Source organism: Agrobacterium sp. LMR679, assembly GCF_027157905.1.
In the GTDB taxonomy this organism is placed as follows: Bacteria; Pseudomonadota; Alphaproteobacteria; order Rhizobiales; family Rhizobiaceae; genus Agrobacterium; species Agrobacterium leguminum.
This window is the reverse complement of sequence record NZ_JAPVOJ010000002.1, coordinates 2,272,115-2,290,015: the sequence shown is the minus strand read 5'-3', so window position 1 is coordinate 2,290,015 and position 17,901 is coordinate 2,272,115. Positions and strand designations below refer to the sequence as shown.

Annotated in this window: 17 protein-coding genes, 1 tRNA gene and 1 pseudogene; 2 read left to right on the top strand and 17 right to left on the bottom strand. The window is 60.5% G+C overall.

Annotation, left to right across the window (positions count from 1 at the left end):
- Positions 1-2: 2 nt before the first annotated feature.
- The gene (locus O3W47_RS21830; protein ID WP_269314590.1) at positions 3-2,507 is read right to left on the bottom strand and encodes a heavy metal translocating P-type ATPase; all 2,505 of its coding nucleotides are present in this window, start codon (positions 2,505-2,507) and stop codon (positions 3-5) included.
- A 253-nt stretch (positions 2,508-2,760) separates the two neighbouring features.
- Here O3W47_RS21830 and O3W47_RS21825 point away from each other — a divergent pair, with 253 nt between their 5' ends.
- Entirely contained in the window at positions 2,761-3,291 is a 531-nt protein-coding gene (locus O3W47_RS21825) for a DUF4142 domain-containing protein (RefSeq protein ID WP_080856223.1), read from the top strand.
- Positions 3,292-3,301: 10 nt separating this feature from the next.
- Here the strand turns inward: O3W47_RS21825 and O3W47_RS21820 are convergent.
- From O3W47_RS21820 to O3W47_RS21785, 8 genes are all read right to left on the bottom strand, one after another.
- Positions 3,302-3,387: transfer RNA gene (locus O3W47_RS21820), tRNA-Leu, on the bottom strand.
- Positions 3,388-3,520: 133 nt separating this feature from the next.
- The gene (locus O3W47_RS21815; RefSeq protein WP_269314589.1) at positions 3,521-4,249 is read right to left on the bottom strand and encodes a nuclease; all 729 of its coding nucleotides are present in this window, start codon (positions 4,247-4,249) and stop codon (positions 3,521-3,523) included.
- A 163-nt stretch (positions 4,250-4,412) separates the two neighbouring features.
- Positions 4,413-4,946 (bottom strand): MerR family transcriptional regulator, encoded by a 534-nt coding sequence (locus tag O3W47_RS21810; protein ID WP_003520813.1) that lies wholly within the window; start codon positions 4,944-4,946, stop codon positions 4,413-4,415.
- A gap of 274 nt (positions 4,947-5,220) precedes the next feature.
- Positions 5,221-5,559 carry an integration host factor subunit alpha gene (locus O3W47_RS21805; RefSeq protein WP_003502236.1) on the bottom strand — a complete coding sequence of 113 codons (339 nt, stop codon included), beginning with the start codon at positions 5,557-5,559 and terminating at the stop codon, positions 5,221-5,223.
- 244 nt (positions 5,560-5,803) lie between these two features.
- Complete coding sequence (locus O3W47_RS21800; protein WP_080817234.1) at positions 5,804-6,775, bottom strand: beta-ketoacyl-ACP synthase III; 972 nt, start codon at positions 6,773-6,775, stop codon at positions 5,804-5,806.
- A 4-nt stretch (positions 6,776-6,779) separates the two neighbouring features.
- The gene (gene plsX / locus O3W47_RS21795; protein WP_080817235.1) at positions 6,780-7,841 is read right to left on the bottom strand and encodes a phosphate acyltransferase PlsX; all 1,062 of its coding nucleotides are present in this window, start codon (positions 7,839-7,841) and stop codon (positions 6,780-6,782) included.
- A 98-nt stretch (positions 7,842-7,939) separates the two neighbouring features.
- Entirely contained in the window at positions 7,940-8,503 is a 564-nt protein-coding gene (locus tag O3W47_RS21790) for a YceD family protein (protein WP_080818748.1), read from the bottom strand.
- Positions 8,504-8,511: 8 nt separating this feature from the next.
- A complete protein-coding gene (locus tag O3W47_RS21785; RefSeq protein WP_269314588.1) occupies positions 8,512-9,051 on the bottom strand; it encodes a ubiquinol-cytochrome C chaperone family protein in 540 nt (179 codons plus the stop codon).
- A gap of 271 nt (positions 9,052-9,322) precedes the next feature.
- Between O3W47_RS21785 and O3W47_RS21780 the strand changes: the two genes are divergently transcribed.
- On the top strand, positions 9,323-9,853 hold the full coding sequence (locus O3W47_RS21780; protein WP_269314587.1) for an outer membrane protein assembly factor BamE: 531 nt from the start codon (positions 9,323-9,325) through the stop codon (positions 9,851-9,853).
- Between the two features lie 76 nt (positions 9,854-9,929).
- Here the strand turns inward: O3W47_RS21780 and O3W47_RS21775 are convergent, their stop codons facing one another.
- From O3W47_RS21775 to nrdR, 8 genes and pseudogenes are all read right to left on the bottom strand, one after another.
- Positions 9,930-12,068: a sodium-translocating pyrophosphatase gene (locus O3W47_RS21775; protein ID WP_127757565.1), complete on the bottom strand. Its 2,139-nt coding sequence runs from the start codon at positions 12,066-12,068 to the stop codon at positions 9,930-9,932.
- Between the two features lie 218 nt (positions 12,069-12,286).
- Entirely contained in the window at positions 12,287-13,510 is a 1,224-nt protein-coding gene (locus O3W47_RS21770) for an MFS transporter (protein WP_174023809.1), read from the bottom strand.
- Positions 13,511-13,531: 21 nt separating this feature from the next.
- Positions 13,532-14,029, bottom strand: a complete 498-nt coding sequence (gene nusB, locus O3W47_RS21765; RefSeq protein WP_004441180.1) for a transcription antitermination factor NusB — start codon at positions 14,027-14,029, stop codon at positions 13,532-13,534.
- Between the two features lie 4 nt (positions 14,030-14,033).
- Positions 14,034-14,513 (bottom strand): 6,7-dimethyl-8-ribityllumazine synthase, encoded by a 480-nt coding sequence (locus tag O3W47_RS21760; RefSeq protein ID WP_003520804.1) that lies wholly within the window; start codon positions 14,511-14,513, stop codon positions 14,034-14,036.
- Positions 14,514-14,644: 131 nt separating this feature from the next.
- Positions 14,645-15,277 (bottom strand): LysE family translocator, encoded by a 633-nt coding sequence (locus tag O3W47_RS21755; RefSeq protein WP_137452079.1) that lies wholly within the window; start codon positions 15,275-15,277, stop codon positions 14,645-14,647.
- Between the two features lie 284 nt (positions 15,278-15,561).
- Entirely contained in the window at positions 15,562-16,173 is a 612-nt protein-coding gene (locus O3W47_RS21750) for a riboflavin synthase (RefSeq protein WP_137452080.1), read from the bottom strand.
- Positions 16,173-17,413, bottom strand: a pseudogene (gene ribD / locus O3W47_RS21745) (bifunctional diaminohydroxyphosphoribosylaminopyrimidine deaminase/5-amino-6-(5-phosphoribosylamino)uracil reductase RibD). Before ribD ends, O3W47_RS21750 begins: the two are co-directional and overlap by 1 nt.
- Before the next feature lie 2 nt (positions 17,414-17,415).
- On the bottom strand, positions 17,416-17,895 hold the full coding sequence (gene nrdR / locus O3W47_RS21740; RefSeq protein ID WP_003496675.1) for a transcriptional regulator NrdR: 480 nt from the start codon (positions 17,893-17,895) through the stop codon (positions 17,416-17,418).
- Between the last annotated feature and the right edge of the window lie 6 nt (positions 17,896-17,901).

Genomic DNA, 17,901 nt, shown 5'->3' with positions numbered 1-17,901 from the left:
TCCTATTCGGCCGCTGCGAGCTGCATGCCGGACGATCTGTCCACCAGCGGCGCGCGGAAGCTTTTCAGGCGCAGCGCATTCGTCAAGACGAAGACGCTGGAAAGCGCCATAGCTCCGGCGGCAAGGACAGGCGACAGCAGAACGCCGTTGACAGGATACAATATTCCGGCCGCCACGGGAACGAGAGCGGCATTGTAAGCGAAGGCCCAGAACAGATTCTGGCCGATATTGCGGATCGTGGCCTTGGAGAGCGCGATGGCGTTGGCGACGCCGCGCAAATCGCCGGACATCAGCACCACATCGGCGCTTTCAATGGCGACATCCGTGCCCGTGCCGATGGCAAGGCCGACATCAGCGGCGGCCAGCGCCGGCGCATCGTTGATGCCATCGCCGACAAAGGCGACACGTCGCCCGCCGGCAGCAAGCCTCTTGACGGCCTCCACCTTGCCGTCGGGCAGAACTTCCGCCACCACCTCGTCAATGCCGAGCCGACGGGCTATGGCTTCAGCGGTGCGGCGATTGTCACCCGTGATCATCGTGACCTTGAGGCCGAGCGCATGCAGCGCCGCAATCGCCTCCGGGGTCGTCTGCTTGACCGGATCGGCAACGGCAATGATCACGGCCAGCCTGCCATCGACGGCGGCGTAAAGCGGCGACTGCCCTTCCCTGCCCAGCCGCTCGGCATCGTCTGCGAACATCGCGACATCGTAACCGAGCTTGGCCATGAACCGGTCCGCGCCCGCTTCCACCCTGCGGCCGTCAACCGTTGCCGCAACACCAAAACCGGGGGTCGCCTCGAAGCCTTCCGCATCGGCAAGCGTCAGGCCGCCATGTTTTGCAGCCTCGACGATCGCTTCGGCAATCGGATGTTCGGAATGGTTCTCCAGCGAGGCGACGAGGCGCAACACCTCATCCGCATCGAAGCCCTCTGTCGTGGTAAAATGCACCAGTTTCGGCTTGCCGAGCGTCAGGGTGCCGGTCTTGTCGACGGCGATCACATCGGCATCCCGGAGCGTCTGGAGCGCATCGCCGCGGCGGAACAGCACGCCCATTTCGGCGGCGCGGCCGGTGCCGACCATGATCGAGGTCGGCGTGGCAAGGCCCATGGCGCAGGGACAGGCGATGATGAGCACCGCAACCGCATTGACGAGCGCAAAGGTCAAGGCCGGATCGGGCCCGAACATGAACCAGATGATGAAGGTGGCGAGCGCTGCCAGCATCACCGCCGGCACGAACCAGTTGGTTACCTTGTCCACCAGCGCCTGGATGGGCAGCTTGTCGGCCTGCGCCTCCTCGACCATGCGGATGATCTGGGCGATCAGCGTATCGGCGCCGACCTTGGTGGCGCGGAAGGTGAAAGAACCGTTGCGGTTGACCGTGCCGCCGACGACTTCGGAACCCGCCGCCTTGGTGACCGGCACCGGTTCGCCCGTGATCATCGATTCATCGACATAGGAAGAGCCGCTGAGGACCAGCCCATCGACCGGTACTTTCTCGCCGGGGCGAACGACGATCACATCGCCGGTGCGCACATCCTGCAACGGCACATCGATGGTTTCGCCATCGCGCAGCACGCGGGCGGACTTGGCCTGCAGGCCGACCAGCCGCTTTATCGCCTCGCTGGTGCGGCCTTTGGCGCGCGCTTCCAGAAAACGTCCGAGAAGGATGAGCGTGACGATGACCGCCGCCGCCTCGTAATAGACATTGGCCGTGCCGCTCGGCAGGATTTTTGGCATGAAGGTTGCGACAACCGAAAATCCCCAGGCAGCGGCAGTGCCCAGCACGACGAGCGAATTCATGTCCGGCGCCAACCGCAGAAGTGCGGGTATGCCCTTTTTGAAGAAGCGCAGGCCGGGCCCGAACAGAACCAGCGTCGTCAGCGCAAATTGCAGATACCAGCTTTCCTGCATGCCGACCGTTTCCATCACGAAATCATGGATGGCGGGCACCAGATGCGACCCCATTTCCAGCACGAAAACGGGTAGCGTCAGAACAACGGCGACGGCGAGGCTGATTTTGAGGCTGCGCAGTTCCGCCTCGCGCTTGTCCTGCTCTCCATCTCTGGCTTTGTCGGCAACAACCTCGTTCGCCTTATAGCCCGCCCGCTGGATGGCGCCCGCCAGATTGGCCGCAGAGGCGGCGTTGCCGGCGACGCGGACGGTGGCGCGTTCCGTCGCCAGATTGACGCTTGCACCGGAAACACCGGAAACGGCCTTCAACGCCTTTTCGACACGTCCGACGCAGGAGGCGCAGGTCATGCCCTCAATATCGAGTTCGATGGTTTTCTCTTCGACGGTGTAACCGGCCTGCCGCACCGCCTCGATAACGGCCGGCACATCCGGCGGCCCGGAAAAGGAAATGTCGGCACGTTCCGTTGCCAGATTGACCGAAGCTTTCAGAACGCCCGGGACCTTGGCAATCGCCTTTTCAACGCGGCCGACACAGGAGGCGCATGTCATGCCATCGATCGCAATCTGATGGCTAGCCCGGATCTCCATTTGTGACATGCGTATGACCCCTCTTTTCTTGTGTTAAAAAAAAGATAGGGCTTCCCATCGTGGCAAGGTCAATAGGTTCTTTTTGATGATTTTCAGGTGACGATTCAGCGCGCGTGAACGGGCGTTTTCCTGCCCGCAATGATGGAAAAATGGAAGTATTCCAAAGAGAAAAGGCTGCGACGGAAGGTTTCTTTGGCGCCATGCGGGAACAATCCTTCCGTACCTCGGTTGGAAATGCCTCTAACCATCAGGAGGCAGATTGATGAAGAACACCATTTTCTCGTTAGCGCTCGCGCTGGTCGCCAGCACCGCCATGGCACAGTCCGCAACGGAGTCCACGGGCGTTAATTCCGCGCTCGGCGTTGCGCCCAAAACCGAAGACTTCATCCTGCAGGTTTCCGCAAGCGATCTCTTTGAAATCGAATCGAGCAAGCTTGCACTGACCAAAGGCGATGAGGCTATCAAGGCTTTCGCGCAGCAGATGATCACCGAACATGAAAAGACCAGCGCGGAGTTAAAGGCTCTTCTCTCCGGCGGCAAAGTAACGGGAACGCCCACGACCGCTCTGACTGACGATCACAAGGAAGAAATCGACGATCTGGCCAAACTCAACGGCGCGGAATTCAACGAGGAATACGTCGATGATCAGGTCGATGCGCACGAGGATGCGGTGGATCTTTTCAAACGATACGCTGACGGCGGCGACAATGTCGAGCTCAAGGCATGGGCGGCAAAAACCCTGCCGGCACTGCAACACCACCTGGAAATGGCCCAAGGTCTGGATAAGAAGTAAGGATGAGAGTTGGTGCGGACGGCGGGAGTTGAACCCGCAAGACCAATGGTCGGCAGATTTTAAGTCTGCTGCGTCTACCGATTTCGCCACGTCCGCATTACCGCGCCTTACACCTTGCAGGCAAGCGCTGTAAAAATCCGTCGTCTCCACGGCAGTCGGCCCAACGGCCGATCCCAAACGCGACGGGAGCCTCATCTACACAGGCCGGGCGGTTTCGGTCAACGGGGCCTTAGCCACACCAGGACTGATTTTTTGCGGAGATCGGATGCGCCAGCCCCTCCCGTATTAGCTGATCGGCGAAGGATACGCCCGAACGCGAAAGCCGTTTGCGTTCCGTGGCTTGTCCGTCTGCAGCAGTGGACGACGCCACATCGAAGGCGCCGGCGTTCAGCATATCGCGAAGCCTGACCTTTGCAATGAAACCACGCTGGCGTTCTTCCATACAGCGCGCTCGGTCGATTTGCGGAACGTCGATGCCGGCGATCTGCATCTTCACACCCTTCATCCAGAACGTGTTGCCATCAGCCACGCAATTGTTGAGGCCGGAACGACCGCAAAAGGCAAAAGTACCGCTTTTTTCACCGAGCGAGATTTTTTCGACCGAAGGGCGCGTTTCCGGCAGGATAGCGGCAACCTGGCTCGGCTGCGAGGCGGATGGCATGGCGATCGGGCGCGGCGGCACCGGGCCGTTGCCGGGCAGAGCCGGCGATGCGGGGCGAATGGACGCCACTTTCTCCGGCGTGACGGAATCTCGCTTGGCCGCCGTCGCGACTTTCGGAGAACTCGTGACCGGGGATGTCGCCTTTGCAACATGCCGTTGCGGCAAAAGGCTGTCGCGATGTTCGTAAGCCTGAATGCCGCCGGTAACGACGCCCAGCATCAGCACCCATGGCCAAACGCTGCCGCCACCCGATTTCTTCGCCGTGCGGCGTCGTGCTGTCGATTTTCGATTGCTCACGATCGGACTCCTTTTTACGGAGCCGCATTATCGGGCAAAGGAGTTTCCGAAAGGTTGGCATTGCCGGGTGTTTTCGTTTTTCGGAGAATCGGGAAAACGACCTAACCCCTTGTTTTTTCGATTTCCCGAATGGAACGCACGCAAATGAGCTGTGGATAAACCCTCAGCGAACCTGATCGAGAAGTCGCTTGCATTCGAGGAGATCGAACAGTGCTTCCTGCAAAAGCGCCTGATCGTCCTTGCCGATGCTCGACTTGCCGACCGATATTTCCGCATCGCCGCCGCCACCGCCGAAGCCGAAAAAACGGCCGCTTGGCTTGGCCTTCGGGCGACCGACGACCTCGTCCCCATCGGTATCGACGACACGCGGTTCGGCGACTTCCTTTTCACCGCTCGCCGCCATGATGGCCTCCATGGTGGCGAGATCACCGGAAGCGATGGCCGCCACGAAGCGGTTGCCATTGGCTTTCAGCAGCTTCTGTACGCCCTTGATGGTGTAGCCGTGGTCATAAAGAAGGTGACGAATGCCCTTCAGGAGATCGATATCGTCAGGGCGGTAATAACGGCGGCCCCCGCCCCGTTTCATCGGCTTGATCTGCGGAAAGCGTGTTTCCCAGAAACGCAGCACATGCTGCGGCAGGTTCAGCTCATCCGCCACTTCACTGATCGTCCGAAACGCGTCGGGGCTTTTATCCAAATTTCCACTCCCATCCGAACCGGAGCGCCATGCATCCGGCCGGACACTGAACGAGAACGCTTTTCACCCGCCGGTCAAACACCGCGCAAAGTCGGTTACGACCCCGCGCCGACGCCGTTGCGGCAAGATACAAATCACTAAAATTGATTATGATGTGAGTCGACCGGATTTCAACGGCTTGCACGTTGAAATTCAAGTATGTTCACAAGAAGAATGGGGAAAAGGGCTTGCGATACGGCAAAAAAGGCGTGTCGCCTGGACCTTGAGAGAGGGATTACGCCCCGGCCTTCTGGCCCTTCTGCTTGGCCTTGCGGGCCGTATGGGCCTTCAGAATGCGCTGCTTCAGCACGTTCGAGGCCTTGAAAGTCATGACGCGACGTGGGGAAATCGGAACTTCCTCACCCGTCTTCGGGTTGCGACCGATACGCTCGTTCTTTTCCCGGATCTGGAATGTCGCGAAGGAAGAGAGCTTGACGACTTCGCCGCGCGTGATCGCGTTGCATATTTCGTCGATGATCGTTTCGACCAGTTCGGCGGATTCGGTGCGGGACAGCCCGACTTTACGAAACACAGATTCTGCAAGATCTGCGCGTGTCACTGTCTTCCCGGCCATTTTTCCCCGCAAACCGTGTCTGAACTCTTCTCTAGGAGCCGCCGAGATTATTTCCCTTGTGGCGACCGGTCAAGGGATTGTTCCAGATTCATTTGAGGCTTTCGGCAATCAGTGCAAGGGCTTAGAGCGACTGATACGGTTTTGACACAGGCTCGGGCCGCTCCGGCGCTTCCGATCGGGGCGTGAGCGCGAAAATCACAACCGATTTCGAGCCATCGCCCCGTCAAACTCGGAAATTACGCCTTTACCAGCGCAGCAGCACCGCGCCCCAGGTGAAGCCGCCGCCCATGGCCTCCAGCATGACCAGATCGCCCTTCTTGATGCGCCCGTCACCGGCGGCAACCGCGAGCGCCAGCGGAATGGAGGCGGCCGAGGTATTGCCGTGCTGATCGACGGTGATCACGACCTTTTCAGGGTCGATGTTGAGCTTCTTTGCCGAACCGTCGATGATGCGCTTGTTGGCCTGGTGCGGAACCAGCCAGTCGAGATCGTCGGACGTCGTGCCCGTCGCCTCGAAGGCCTGTTCGATGACGTCGGTGATCATGCCGACGGCGTGCTTGAACACTTCCCGGCCTTCCATGCGCAGATGGCCGACCGTGCCTGTGGTGGAAGGTCCGCCATCGACATAGAGCTTTTCCTTGTGCGAACCGTCGGAGCGAAGCTGCGCCGTCAGAACGCCGCGATCGGCAGAAGTGCCCTCGCCTTCACCAGCTTCCAGAACAAGCGCGCCGGCGCCGTCGCCGAAGAGAACGCAGGTGGTGCGGTCCTTCCAGTCGAGGATGCGCGAGAAGGTTTCGGAACCGATCACCAGAACGCGCTTGGCCATGCCGCCGCGAATATAAAGATCGGCGGTCGATACGGCATAAACGAAACCCGAGCAGACGGCCTGCATGTCGAAGGCGAAACCATGGGTCATGCCGAGACGGTTCTGGATGTTCACCGCCGTTGCCGGAAAGGTGTTATCCGGGGTCGAGGTGGCCAGAATGATGAGGTCGATATCGTCGGGCGTCAGCCCGGCATTGTCGAGCGCGGCGCGCGCCGCCGCTTCGCCGAGGGACGCTGTGGTTTCACCTTCGCCCGCGATATAGCGCTGCTTGATGCCCGTGCGCTGCACGATCCATTCGTCGGAGGTCTCGACGACCCCTTCGATTTCGCTGTTGGTCATGACACGCTTCGGAAGCGCTGCCCCGAAACCACGGACTATAGAGCGGATCATTCCCTTATTCCTCGTCAGCCACGAGAGCTTCGGGCGCCGGGGGCGGAAGCCGTCTTGCGTGGTAAATTTTCAGATCATTTTCAATCTTGGCCGTCAGGCCGTTGTGAACCATGTCGTAGCCGACATCCACGGCGGAGGCAAAACCGATGGCATCCGTGCCTCCATGGCTCTTGATGACAATGCCGTTCAGGCCGAGAAACACGCCGCCATTGACCTTGCGCGGGTCCATCTTTTCACGAAGCACGTCAAAGGCGCTTTTCGCCAGGACATAACCGATCTTGGCGAAGAAGCTGCGGGAGATCGCTTCGCGCAGCAGCGTCGTAATCTGGCGTGCAGTGCCTTCGGCGGCTTTGAGCGCGATATTGCCGGTGAAACCTTCGGTCACCACCACATCCACCGTGCCCTTGCCGATATCGTCGCCTTCGACGAAACCGCGATAATCGATGGTGGCGAGATCGGCCTCGCGGATCAGCCGTCCGGCCTCACGCACCTCTTCCTGACCCTTGACCTCCTCGACGCCGACATTGAGCAGGCCGACGGTCGGACGGTCGATATCGAAAAGCGCACGCGCCATGGCGCCGCCCATCAGGGCGAAATCCAGCAGTTGCTGGGAATCGGCGCCGATGGTCGCGCCGATATCGAGCACGATGCTTTCGCCCTTCAGCGTCGGCCAGATGCCGGCGATTGCCGGGCGTTCCACCCGCGCCATGGTGCGCAAACAGAATTTCGCCATGGCCATCAACGCGCCGGTATTGCCGGCGGAAACGGCGACATCCGCCTCGCCGAGCTTCACGGCCTCGATGGCGCGCCACATGCTGGAGACGTAGCGGCCGCGGCGCAGCGCCTGGCTCGGCTTCTCATCCATGCTGACCGAGACTTCACAATCGTGGAAGACCGACTTTTCCCGAAGTGCGGGATATTGTGCCAGAATGGGGTCGCACTTGCTCTTCTGCCCGTAGAGCAGAAAAGTTACATCGTTGTGCCGTTCGAGCGCCTTGGCGGCACCGGGTATGGCAACATCTGGGCCGAAATCGCCACCCATGACGTCAATCGCAATTCTGATCACTCGTCCCTTATCCTTCTAACCGCCACTCAGCGGTTTTGCGCGAAAATACCTTTTCCGGCTTTTGTTACAATAAAATTATTTCAGCCCGGCTGGGCCATTCAGTCTTTTTTCCAATCTTTCAGCACGGCAAAAGGCGACGGACGCTTCTCTTCCTCAGGCTGCCTGTCGGCCGTTTCGGGAAATTCCGCATCCGGTTTGCGCGGATAGGGATCGATCGCGAGCGCCGCGAATTCGGCAACCACGGCGCCAACATCGATGCTGTCGCCGGTGAACTGGTCGGGAATATCCGGGCCGTCGGGGTCGAGCACGATCTCGCCTTCCTCATTGGTCACCATCCGCGCCAGTTTCGAACCTTCCGGAACGAAAATCTGCTCGACGGCCTCGTCGATCTTGCTCGAGATCGGCTCCAGCGTGACGACGCAGGATTGCGTTACCGCGGCATGCACTTCGCCCTTGATCTTCACGCCATCCTTCTTCCAGCGGGAAACCTGCAGCTCCGCCTTCAGATATTCGACGGAAACCACATTCCAGAATTTCGCCAGCGCCTTCAGTTCCTCGGCACTGGCTTCGAGACCAATCCTGACCGGATTGGCGGAAATATGGCCTACCTTTACGGGATAGGAAAAAGGCAGGTCGTCATTTGCAGGGTGTCGCGCGTTCATCGTGAACCTCATCGTCCAGGCAAGGGCAGCGTCAGGCTTCCGGTTGCTATTGTGTCTTCGGACTGGGCGGCAAGTTGCGTGGATGCGTCCATCATCCAGCCTGCCAGCCCCTCCATATCGGGCGCCTTCTCATCTACCTGCGGATATATATTGCGCCGGAGCGCGGCGGCAAGGGCAACGCGGTCGGAAGCATCCAGCGCCGCCGCATAGGATCCGAGCCGCCCATAGAACATGCCGGCGAATTTCTTCATGCGCTTCGGCACGCCCTGATCGCCGATTCCCAGTTCGCGAATGGAATGATCGAGATCCTGAAAAAAGGCGTCGACGATCTCCTGGGCGATCTCCTGCCCGCTGACATCGGAGGATTTGGTGCGGCGGAAATAGAGAATCATGATGACCGACAGCATCTCGAAGCGACCCATGACCGTATCGGGAACACCGAGATCGAGATAGAAAGCGGGCGTGCGGGCAGCGGCGGTCAAGGTCGCATATTGCCGGTCGACAATGGCGCGATTGTTGTTTTTCTTCTTGAACAGCCCGAATATCATCGTTTTTTTTCCGAACGGGACGGGTGAATTCGCTTACCGCCCATCGCACTTGTTGCATGATCGTCAAAGCTGGTTTACCGAAGCATCCACGAATTGCAATGCTGTCGCGGTCACGTTCGTCTTTCGCCTGAAACAGTCGAAGAGAACCGGAGGAGTTCCAAAAGACCGGGAAAGCATTGAATTTGGGGAGTGACCGGGATTTTCCGTCCCCGGATTGACACAATCATGTGCACAGACACTGTGCACCACGCAATGCCGGAAGGTGCCATTCATGATCGCAGTCGGGGAAAAGCAGTTGAGCAAGCAGAAATCCGCAAGTCACGGCAATGTTCTGAGCAAGACCGCCATCGCAATCGTGCTCGCATCCGGCCTGCTTTCCGCCTGCAGCAGCACGACCGATGTGTTCCATAACGGCTACGTGATGGACGAGCAGTCGCTGCAGCTGATCCCGGAAGGTTCGAGCCGGGAGCAGGTCCTGCTGACCATGGGCACGCCCTCCACCACCGCGACCTTCGGCAACGAGGTTTTCTATTACATCTCGCAGAAGCGCGTGCGCCGCGCGGCCTTCATGAAGCCGGCGCTGGTGGAGCAGAACATTCTCGCGCTCTATTTCAACAAGGACGGCGTGATCGAGCGCAAGGCCAACTATACGCTGCAGGACGGCAAGGTCTTCGACACGATTTCGCGCACCACGCCGACCGGCGGCAAGGACCTCACCTTCCTGCAGCAGCTGCTCTCCGGTGGCACCTCGGGCGCCAATATCGCCAAGAGCATTCTCGGTCAGGGCAACAACACCCCCTGATCGGAAGAAGAAACGGAAAATTCAAAGGCCCGGGGATCGCTCCCCGGGCCTTTTTCATTTGTCGGAACATAGGCCCTCAGTGGGCAAGAACCGCAAGCAGCAGCAGGGCCACGATATTAGTGATCTTGATCGCCGGGTTGACGGCGGGACCGGCGGTATCCTTGTAGGGATCGCCGACCGTATCGCCCGTCACCGACGCCTTGTGGGCGTCCGAACCCTTGACGTGGCGCACGCCGTCCTTGTCGATGAAACCATCTTCGAAGCTCTTCTTGGCATTGTCCCATGCGCCGCCACCGGAGGTCATGGAAATCGCCACGAACAGGCCGTTGATGATGACACCGAGCAGCGATGCGCCAAGTGCCGCGAAGGCCGACGCCTTGGAGCCGGAAATGGCCAGCACGCCGAAATAAACGACGAGCGGCGCCAGAACCGGCAGGAGCGACGGGATGACCATTTCCTTGATCGCCGCCCGTGTCAGCAGGTCCACAGCCTTGCCGTAATCAGGCTTTTCCGTTCCGGCCATGATGCCCGGCTTTTCGCGGAACTGGCGGCGCACTTCCTCGACGATCGAGCTTGCCGCCTTGCCCACCGCCGTCATGGCGATGCCGCCGAAGAGATAGGGGATGAGACCGCCGAACAGCAGGCCGGCGACCACGTAAGGATTGGCGAGGCTGAAGGAAATCTCGCCCATATCCTTGAAGTAGGGATAGGTATCGCCATTGGCGGCGAAGTACGAGAGGTCATTGGCATAGGCGGCGAACAGCACCAGTGCGCCGAGACCGGCAGAGCCGATGGCATAACCCTTGGTGACGGCCTTGGTGGTGTTGCCGACGGCGTCCAGCGCATCGGTCGCCTTGCGCACGTCAGGATCGAGACCGGCCATTTCAGCAATACCACCGGCATTGTCCGTGACCGGGCCGAAGGCGTCGAGCGCCACGATCATGCCCGCCAGACCCAGCATGGCGGTAACCGCGATGCCGGTGCCGAACAGGCCGCCGAGCTGGTAGGTGCCGATGATGCCGCCAACGATGACGATGGCCGGCAGCGCCGTCGATTCCAGCGAGACCGCAAGGCCCTGGATGACATTGGTGCCGTGACCGGTGACCGACGCCTGCGCGATGGAATTGACCGGGCGCTTGTTGGTGCCGGTGTAGTATTCGGTAATGACGACGATCAGCGCCGTCACGACAAGACCGACCAACCCGCAGAAGAAGAGGTTGGTGCCGGTGATTTCCATGCCGGCCACCGTGCCCACCGTGCCCCAGCCAACCGTCGCATGAGTGGCGACCGCAAGACCCGCGACCGAGAACACGCCGGTGGCGATGAGGCCTTTGTAGAGTGCGCCCATGATGGAATTGTTGGTGCCGAGCTTCACGAAGAAGGTGCCGGCAATCGAGGTCAGGATGCAGGCGCCGCAGATCGCCAGCGGATAGACCATGGCGCTTTCCAGTATCGGCGTTCCGGCAAAGAAGATTGCGGCGAGAACCATGGTCGCGACGACAGAGACGGCATAGGTCTCGAAGAGGTCAGCCGCCATGCCGGCGCAATCGCCGACGTTGTCGCCGACATTGTCGGCAATGGTTGCCGGGTTGCGCGGATCGTCCTCGGGAATACCGGCCTCGACCTTGCCGACGAGATCGCCGCCGACATCCGCACCCTTGGTGAAGATGCCGCCGCCGAGGCGGGCGAAGATGGAGATCAGCGATGCGCCGAAGCCGAGCGACACCAGCGCATCGATCACCTCACGCGATCCGGCCGGATGACCCATCACCGAGGTCAGGATGAAATAATAGATGGAAACGCCGAGCAGCGCGAGACCGGCAACCAGCATGCCGGTGATGGCGCCCGACTTGAAGGCGATGTCGAGACCGGCGGAAAGGCTGTGCGAGGCGGCCTGCGCGGTGCGCAGGTTGGCGCGCACGGAGACATGCATGCCGACGAAGCCGGCGACGCCTGAAAGCACCGCGCCGACGAGGAAGCCGATGGCTGCCATGGACGACAGAAGATACCAGGCCAGAATGGCGACAATCAGTCCGACGATGGCGATGGTGAGATATTGACGGGTGAGATAAGCCTGCGCACCTTCACGGATAAAACCTGCTATTTCACGCATACGCTCGTTGCCCTGATCGGCATCGAGAACGCTCTTGGTGGCCCATACCGCGTAAACCACGGACAGGACACCACATAAAATTACTATGGGTATTACGGTCATGCGCACTTACCTCCCAAAAGGCCGGGTCTCACTCCCTCCCCGGCGTGGCGAAACCTTGTGCAGGGAGATGCGGACGGCCTGTCCCAAATCCCGTCTTGGGCATTTGTTCCCCTCCCAAGGAAAAATGTCCTCGGAGCGGAGATTGCGTTGGCGCGAGGTGCCGCGTCAAGCCCACAAATTTGCCTGAAACTTGAAAGGAGTAGAGTGCGGCGCGCGACTCAGGCTGCTTTTTTGCGGCTTGTCAGGACGAGCGACAGGACAAGCAGAAGGCAAAGCCCGGCAACCGGCCAGATGACGAGGTTCATCACCGACCAGCCCCAGGCCGTAAACACCTTGCCGGAAGAGAAGGATGACAGCGCCACGGTGCCAAACAGCACGATATCGTGGAAACCCTGCACCTTGTCCGCCTCATGCGGGCGGTAGCTGGAGGTGATGATGGCGGTTGCGCCGATGAAGCCGAAATTCCAGCCGAGACCGAGCAGGATGAGCGCCGCCCAGAAATTCCACAGCTCTATGCCCATATGGGCGACGATGGCGCAGGCCATCAGCACGATGAGGCCGACTGCCACGATTTTTTCCGCGCCGAATCGGGAAATCAGCATGCCGGTGAAGAAGCTGGGGCCGAACATGGCGAGAACGTGCCACTGGATGCCGAGCGTGGCGAGTTCGGTGGGGAAACCGCAGCCGACCACCATGGCGAGCGGTGCGCCGGTCATCATGAAGGTCATCAAGGCATAAGAGCCGATACCGCAGATCATGCCGGCGACGAAACGCTGCGTGCGGACGATTTCCGACAGCGGCCTTACCGATTCGACATGGGCGGCGGCCGCCTTGGGGTCGGGCAGTTTCAGAAACGCCAGAATGGCGATCGAAACGAGGCCGAGCGGAACGAGCGCCAGAAAAGCGCCGGCAAAGGTGACCGGCGCAAGCAGGTCCTTGCCGAAGATGGCGAGTTGCGGCCCGACGATGGCGGAAATGATGCCGCCCGCCAGAATCCAGGAGATCGCCTTCGGCTTGTAAAAGGATGGAGAGGCGTCGGCTGCGGCGAAGCGGATCTTCTGGGTAAAACCGCCGGAAATGCCGATCATCAGCAGGCCGACGGCAAACAGCCAGAAGTCCGAACGGAAGAGCGCCACGGCGGCAATGCCGCCGCCGATGGAGCACATCAGCGCGCCGACCATGAAGCCTGTCTTGCGGCCGAGGAAGCGGGATGCAGCCGCCACGCAGATCGCGCCGAGCGCAACGCCGATATTGAAGCCGGTGAGAGGCGCGGTTGCGAGCGACTTGTCCGCGCCGAGCAGCTGATAGCCGGCAAGCGCGCCGACCGAAAAGCTTAAGGGCGCAGCCGATCCCATGATCGCCTGCGCGATGGTGAGGAGGAAGACGTTGCGCTTCGCCTCGTCCAGTTGAACTTCAAGTCCGGGGACGGAAACCGCGCTCATCTCTTCCTCACCTCTTTTATTTCAGCGTTTTGCCTCGCCGCGCACCTGCTTGGCAATGCGGTCCAGAACCGCATTCACCAGCTTGGGCTCGTCATGCTCGAAGAAAGCACGGGCGATTTCGACATATTCCGTGACGATGACGGCGACCGGCACGTCCTTGCGCTCCAGAATCTCGAAAGTGCCGGCACGCAGGATGGCGCGCACGGTGGCATCGAGACGCGACAGCGGCCAGTCTTCCAGAAGGGCGGAGCGCACCAGCGGGTCGATCTTCGTCTGATCGCGGACGACACCGGAAACGATGGAACGGAACCATGAAGGATCGGCCTTCAGATAGGTATCGCCGTCGACTTCCTGCCCGAGACGGTGCGCCTCGTATTCGGCCACGACTTCCATGACGCCGGTTCCGCCGACATCCATCTGGTAGAGCGCCTGCACGGCGGCAAGGCGGGCCGCGCCGCGCTGGTTGGCGGGCTTTACCGAAGGCTGGCGCGGTTCGCCGCCATTTTCAACATTCGACATGCGTTCAGCCACCCAGTTTTTTCTTCAGCTCGATCATCGTCAGCGCCGCACGCGCCGCAAAACCGCCCTTGTCCTTGTCGGAACGGCGCACGCGTGCCCATGCCTGCTCGTCATTCTCAACGGTGAGGATGCCGTTGCCGATCGGCAGCGATTCGCTGACGGCAAGATCCATCAGGGCGCGGGAAGATTCATTGGAGACGATGTCGAAGTGGTAGGTCTCGCCGCGAATGACCATGCCGAGCGCAACGAAACCGTCATATTCCGTGCCGTCATTGTCAGCACCGTCAAGCGCCATGGCGATGGCGGCGGGGATTTCCAGCGCGCCGGGAACGGTGATGACGTCATAGGTGGCGCCGGCTTCATCGAGCGCGAATTTCGCGCCTTCGAGAAGGGCATCCGCCATATCGTCGTAAAAACGTGCTTCCACGATAAGAAGATGGGGTTTGGACATGATATTTTCCTGAAAAGCTTGATGCCGGATCATACCGGCTTTTGCGGCGGTCAAACCACGGCTGGCCGTTTTTGGCAAGTAATTTCATGTGTCAGCGGCGCAAGGGGCCGCGTCTGTAAGGCATTTGGCCAGGTTTTACACCACCCGGCCCGGCTCCGCGACAATCAGGTTTTCTGGAAGGCGAGATGGACGCCAAGCCCCATCAGCACCGTTCCGGCAACGCGGCGGGCGAGCACCTGCACCGCGCTGGAACGCTTCAAACGGCCGACCATGGCGCCCGCAAGAAGCACGCCGACAAGATCGGCCGAAGAAAAAATGAAATTGACGGCGATGCCGAGGATCAGCAGTTGCAGCCAGACCGGAAAGGCCGCTGCAGGGTCCACGAATTGCGGCAGGAAGGCCAGAAAGAACAGCGCCGTCTTCGGATTGAGCACATCGACGATGATGCTGTCGATAAAGGCGCGGCGCGCCGATTTCGGTTCAATGGTCAGATTGACGGCCTCACCTTCGAGCTTGCTGCGCAGCATCGAGAAGCCGAGCCAGATGAGATACAGCGCACCGCACAGCTTTACCGCCAGATAAAGCCACGGCACGGCCTGAAACAGCACCGAAAGACCTGCGGCAGAGGCAAAGATGTGGAAATAGCAGCCGACATGGATTCCAAGCACCGCCATCAGCCCGGCAAACCGTCCGCGCGCCATGGTCTGCGCCGCCGCATAAAGCATGGCCGGACCGGGAATATAGGCGAACAAGGCGGTGGTTATGAAAAAGGCTGTCAGCAGTTCGAAAGACGGCATGATGTATTTCCCCTACCCCGTTTGGGCCTAAAGACGTCTTTATAACGTTTGCGCGTCAACCGGAAGCGGGAGTGTCGGACAAGAATTGATCTGTCGCAATGTCGGACGACGATAAAGCCCTTCCGTCATTCCGGCCTTGAGCCGGAATCCAGTCGACGTGCGTCTGCACGGCGGGAAAACTCTTTTCAGCCCAAGGACTTGGGCTGGCTGGATTCCGGCTCAAGGCCGGAATGACGAGACGAAGAGGTGTCAGCGATAACAAACCACCGAGCCAGCACTCCAGCTCATGCCGACGGAAATTCCGCAAGCCTTGCGGCGTAACGCGCCATGGTATCGACTTCGAAATTGACGAAATCGCCCGGCTGGCGCTCGCCCCATGTGGTGACGGTCAGCGTGTGGCGGATCAGCAGCACGTCGAAATCGGTACCTTCGACGGCGTTGACGGTGAGCGAGGTGCCGTCGAGCGCCACGGAACCCTTGGGCGCCACGAATTTCGCCAGATGCTCCGGCGCGCGCAGGCGAATGCGCACCGCCTCGCCTTCCGGCTCCACCGAAAGGATTTCCGCCCTGCCATCGACATGGCCGGAAACGATGTGGCCGCCAAGTTCATCTCCAATCTTGAGCGCCCGCTCCAGATTGACGTGGGTACCCTTTTGCCAGCCGGCAATCGTCGTCAGGCGCAGCGCCTCTTCCCATGCCTCGACCTCGTACCAGCGCTCATTGCTGCCGTTTTCCGGCAGTCTCGTCACCGTCAGGCAGACGCCGCCATGGGAGATGGACGCGCCCATATCGATGGTTTTGGGGTCGTAATTTGTCGCCACCCGCAGACGCACGCCTTCGGCCAGGGCTTCCAGCTCGGAAACGGTTCCGACGTCGGTGACAATTCCGGTAAACATCAAATCGGCCTTTCATAATCGAAGCAACGATCCCGCCCATAGGCGGTCTCGCTGACCAGAGCATAGTCGCCCGGAATATCGGCACGTTTGAGCGGCGTTTCAATGCCGCCCTCACCGATCACCACCGGGCTTTCGAACAGCATGATACGGTCCACCAGCCCCGCTTCAAGGAATGATTTTGCGGCAAAGGCACCGCCTTCGACCAGAAGTTCCGACATGCCGCTTTCGGCGAGGATGTGGAGGAGGTTTTCGAGCGTTGGGGCTTCGAGGATCTGGACGCCGGCGTCGGTGAGAAGTTGACGTCGGTGGTCGCGGCTACCCCCCTCTGCCCTGCCGGGCATCTCCCCCTCAAGGGGGAGATCGATGGGGCGCTGCCTTGCCCGACCTTGAAGGTTGACGAATGAGAGGTGGAGTCGAAATTTGAGCGAGCGGCCAGCCCCTTGCCGATCTCCCCTTGAGGGGGAGATGCCCGGCAGGGCAGAGGGGGTAACGCCGCAACGATCACCGGCACCTCCCGCACTGTCTTCACCAGCTTCGACGTCAGCGGCAACTCAAACTGCCGGTCCAGCACGATCCGCACCGGCGAGCGCTCCTCCATGCCGGCAATGCGCACCGTCAGTTCCGGGTCATCCGCAATAGCGGTACGAATACCAACGAGAATACAATCGCAACGCGCGCGCAATTCATGCACGGCATGGCGCGCCTCGGGACCGGTAATCGCCACTTGCCCCTCGCCTTTCCTGCCGATCATGCCATCGGCGGAAACGGCAAGCTTCAGAATCACATGCGGGCGTTTTTTCACCTGACGCGTGAGGTAACCGGCAAGCGCTCTCTTACCCTCATCCCGCAACAGGCCGGTTTCCACGACAATACCGGCATCGCGTAAAATCGTATAACCACGGCCGGAAACACGCTCGTCCGGATCATCCACCGCCACCACGACGCGGGCGACGCCGTATTCCACCAGGGCATTGGCGCAGGGCGGGGTCTTGCCCCAGTGCGAGCAGGGTTCGAGCGTCACATAGGCGGTCGCGCCGCGCGCCGCCTCGCCGGCGATTTCCAGCGCCTGCCGTTCGGCATGCGGGCGGCCGCCAATGGCGGTGACGGCTTCGGCGATGATTCGCCCGTCTTTGACGAGCACACAGCCGACGGAGGGATTGGTGAGCGTCTGGCCCTGATGGCGAAGCGACACCTCGATTGCCCTTGCCATGAATCTTTCGTCATCGGCACGGGTGGTCACGGTTACACTCCGGCGTCCGTATCGCGGGCGATCTTGGCGTTGATTTCGGCAATCACGTTCTCAAAATCCTCGGCATGGCTGAAATCGCGATAGACCGAGGCGTAACGCACGAAGGCCACATCATCGAGGCTCTTCAGCGCCTCGAGAACCTGCAGGCCGATTTCTTCCGAAGGAATTTCCGTCTCGCCCGAACTTTCCAGGCGGCGGACGATGCCGGAGACGGCGCGCTCGATCCGGTCCCGGTCGACCGGACGCTTGCGCAGCGCGATCTCGAAGGACCGCACCAGCTTTTCCCGGTCGAAGGGCAGCTTGCGGCCGCTTTTCTTGATGACCATCAGCTCGCGCAGTTGCACGCGCTCATAGGTCGTGAAGCGGCCGCCGCAATCGGGGCAGATGCGCCGCCGGCGGATGGAGGTATTGTCCTCCGCCGGACGCGAGTCCTTGACCTGCGTGTCTTCAGAACCGCAAAAAGGGCAGCGCATCTTCGT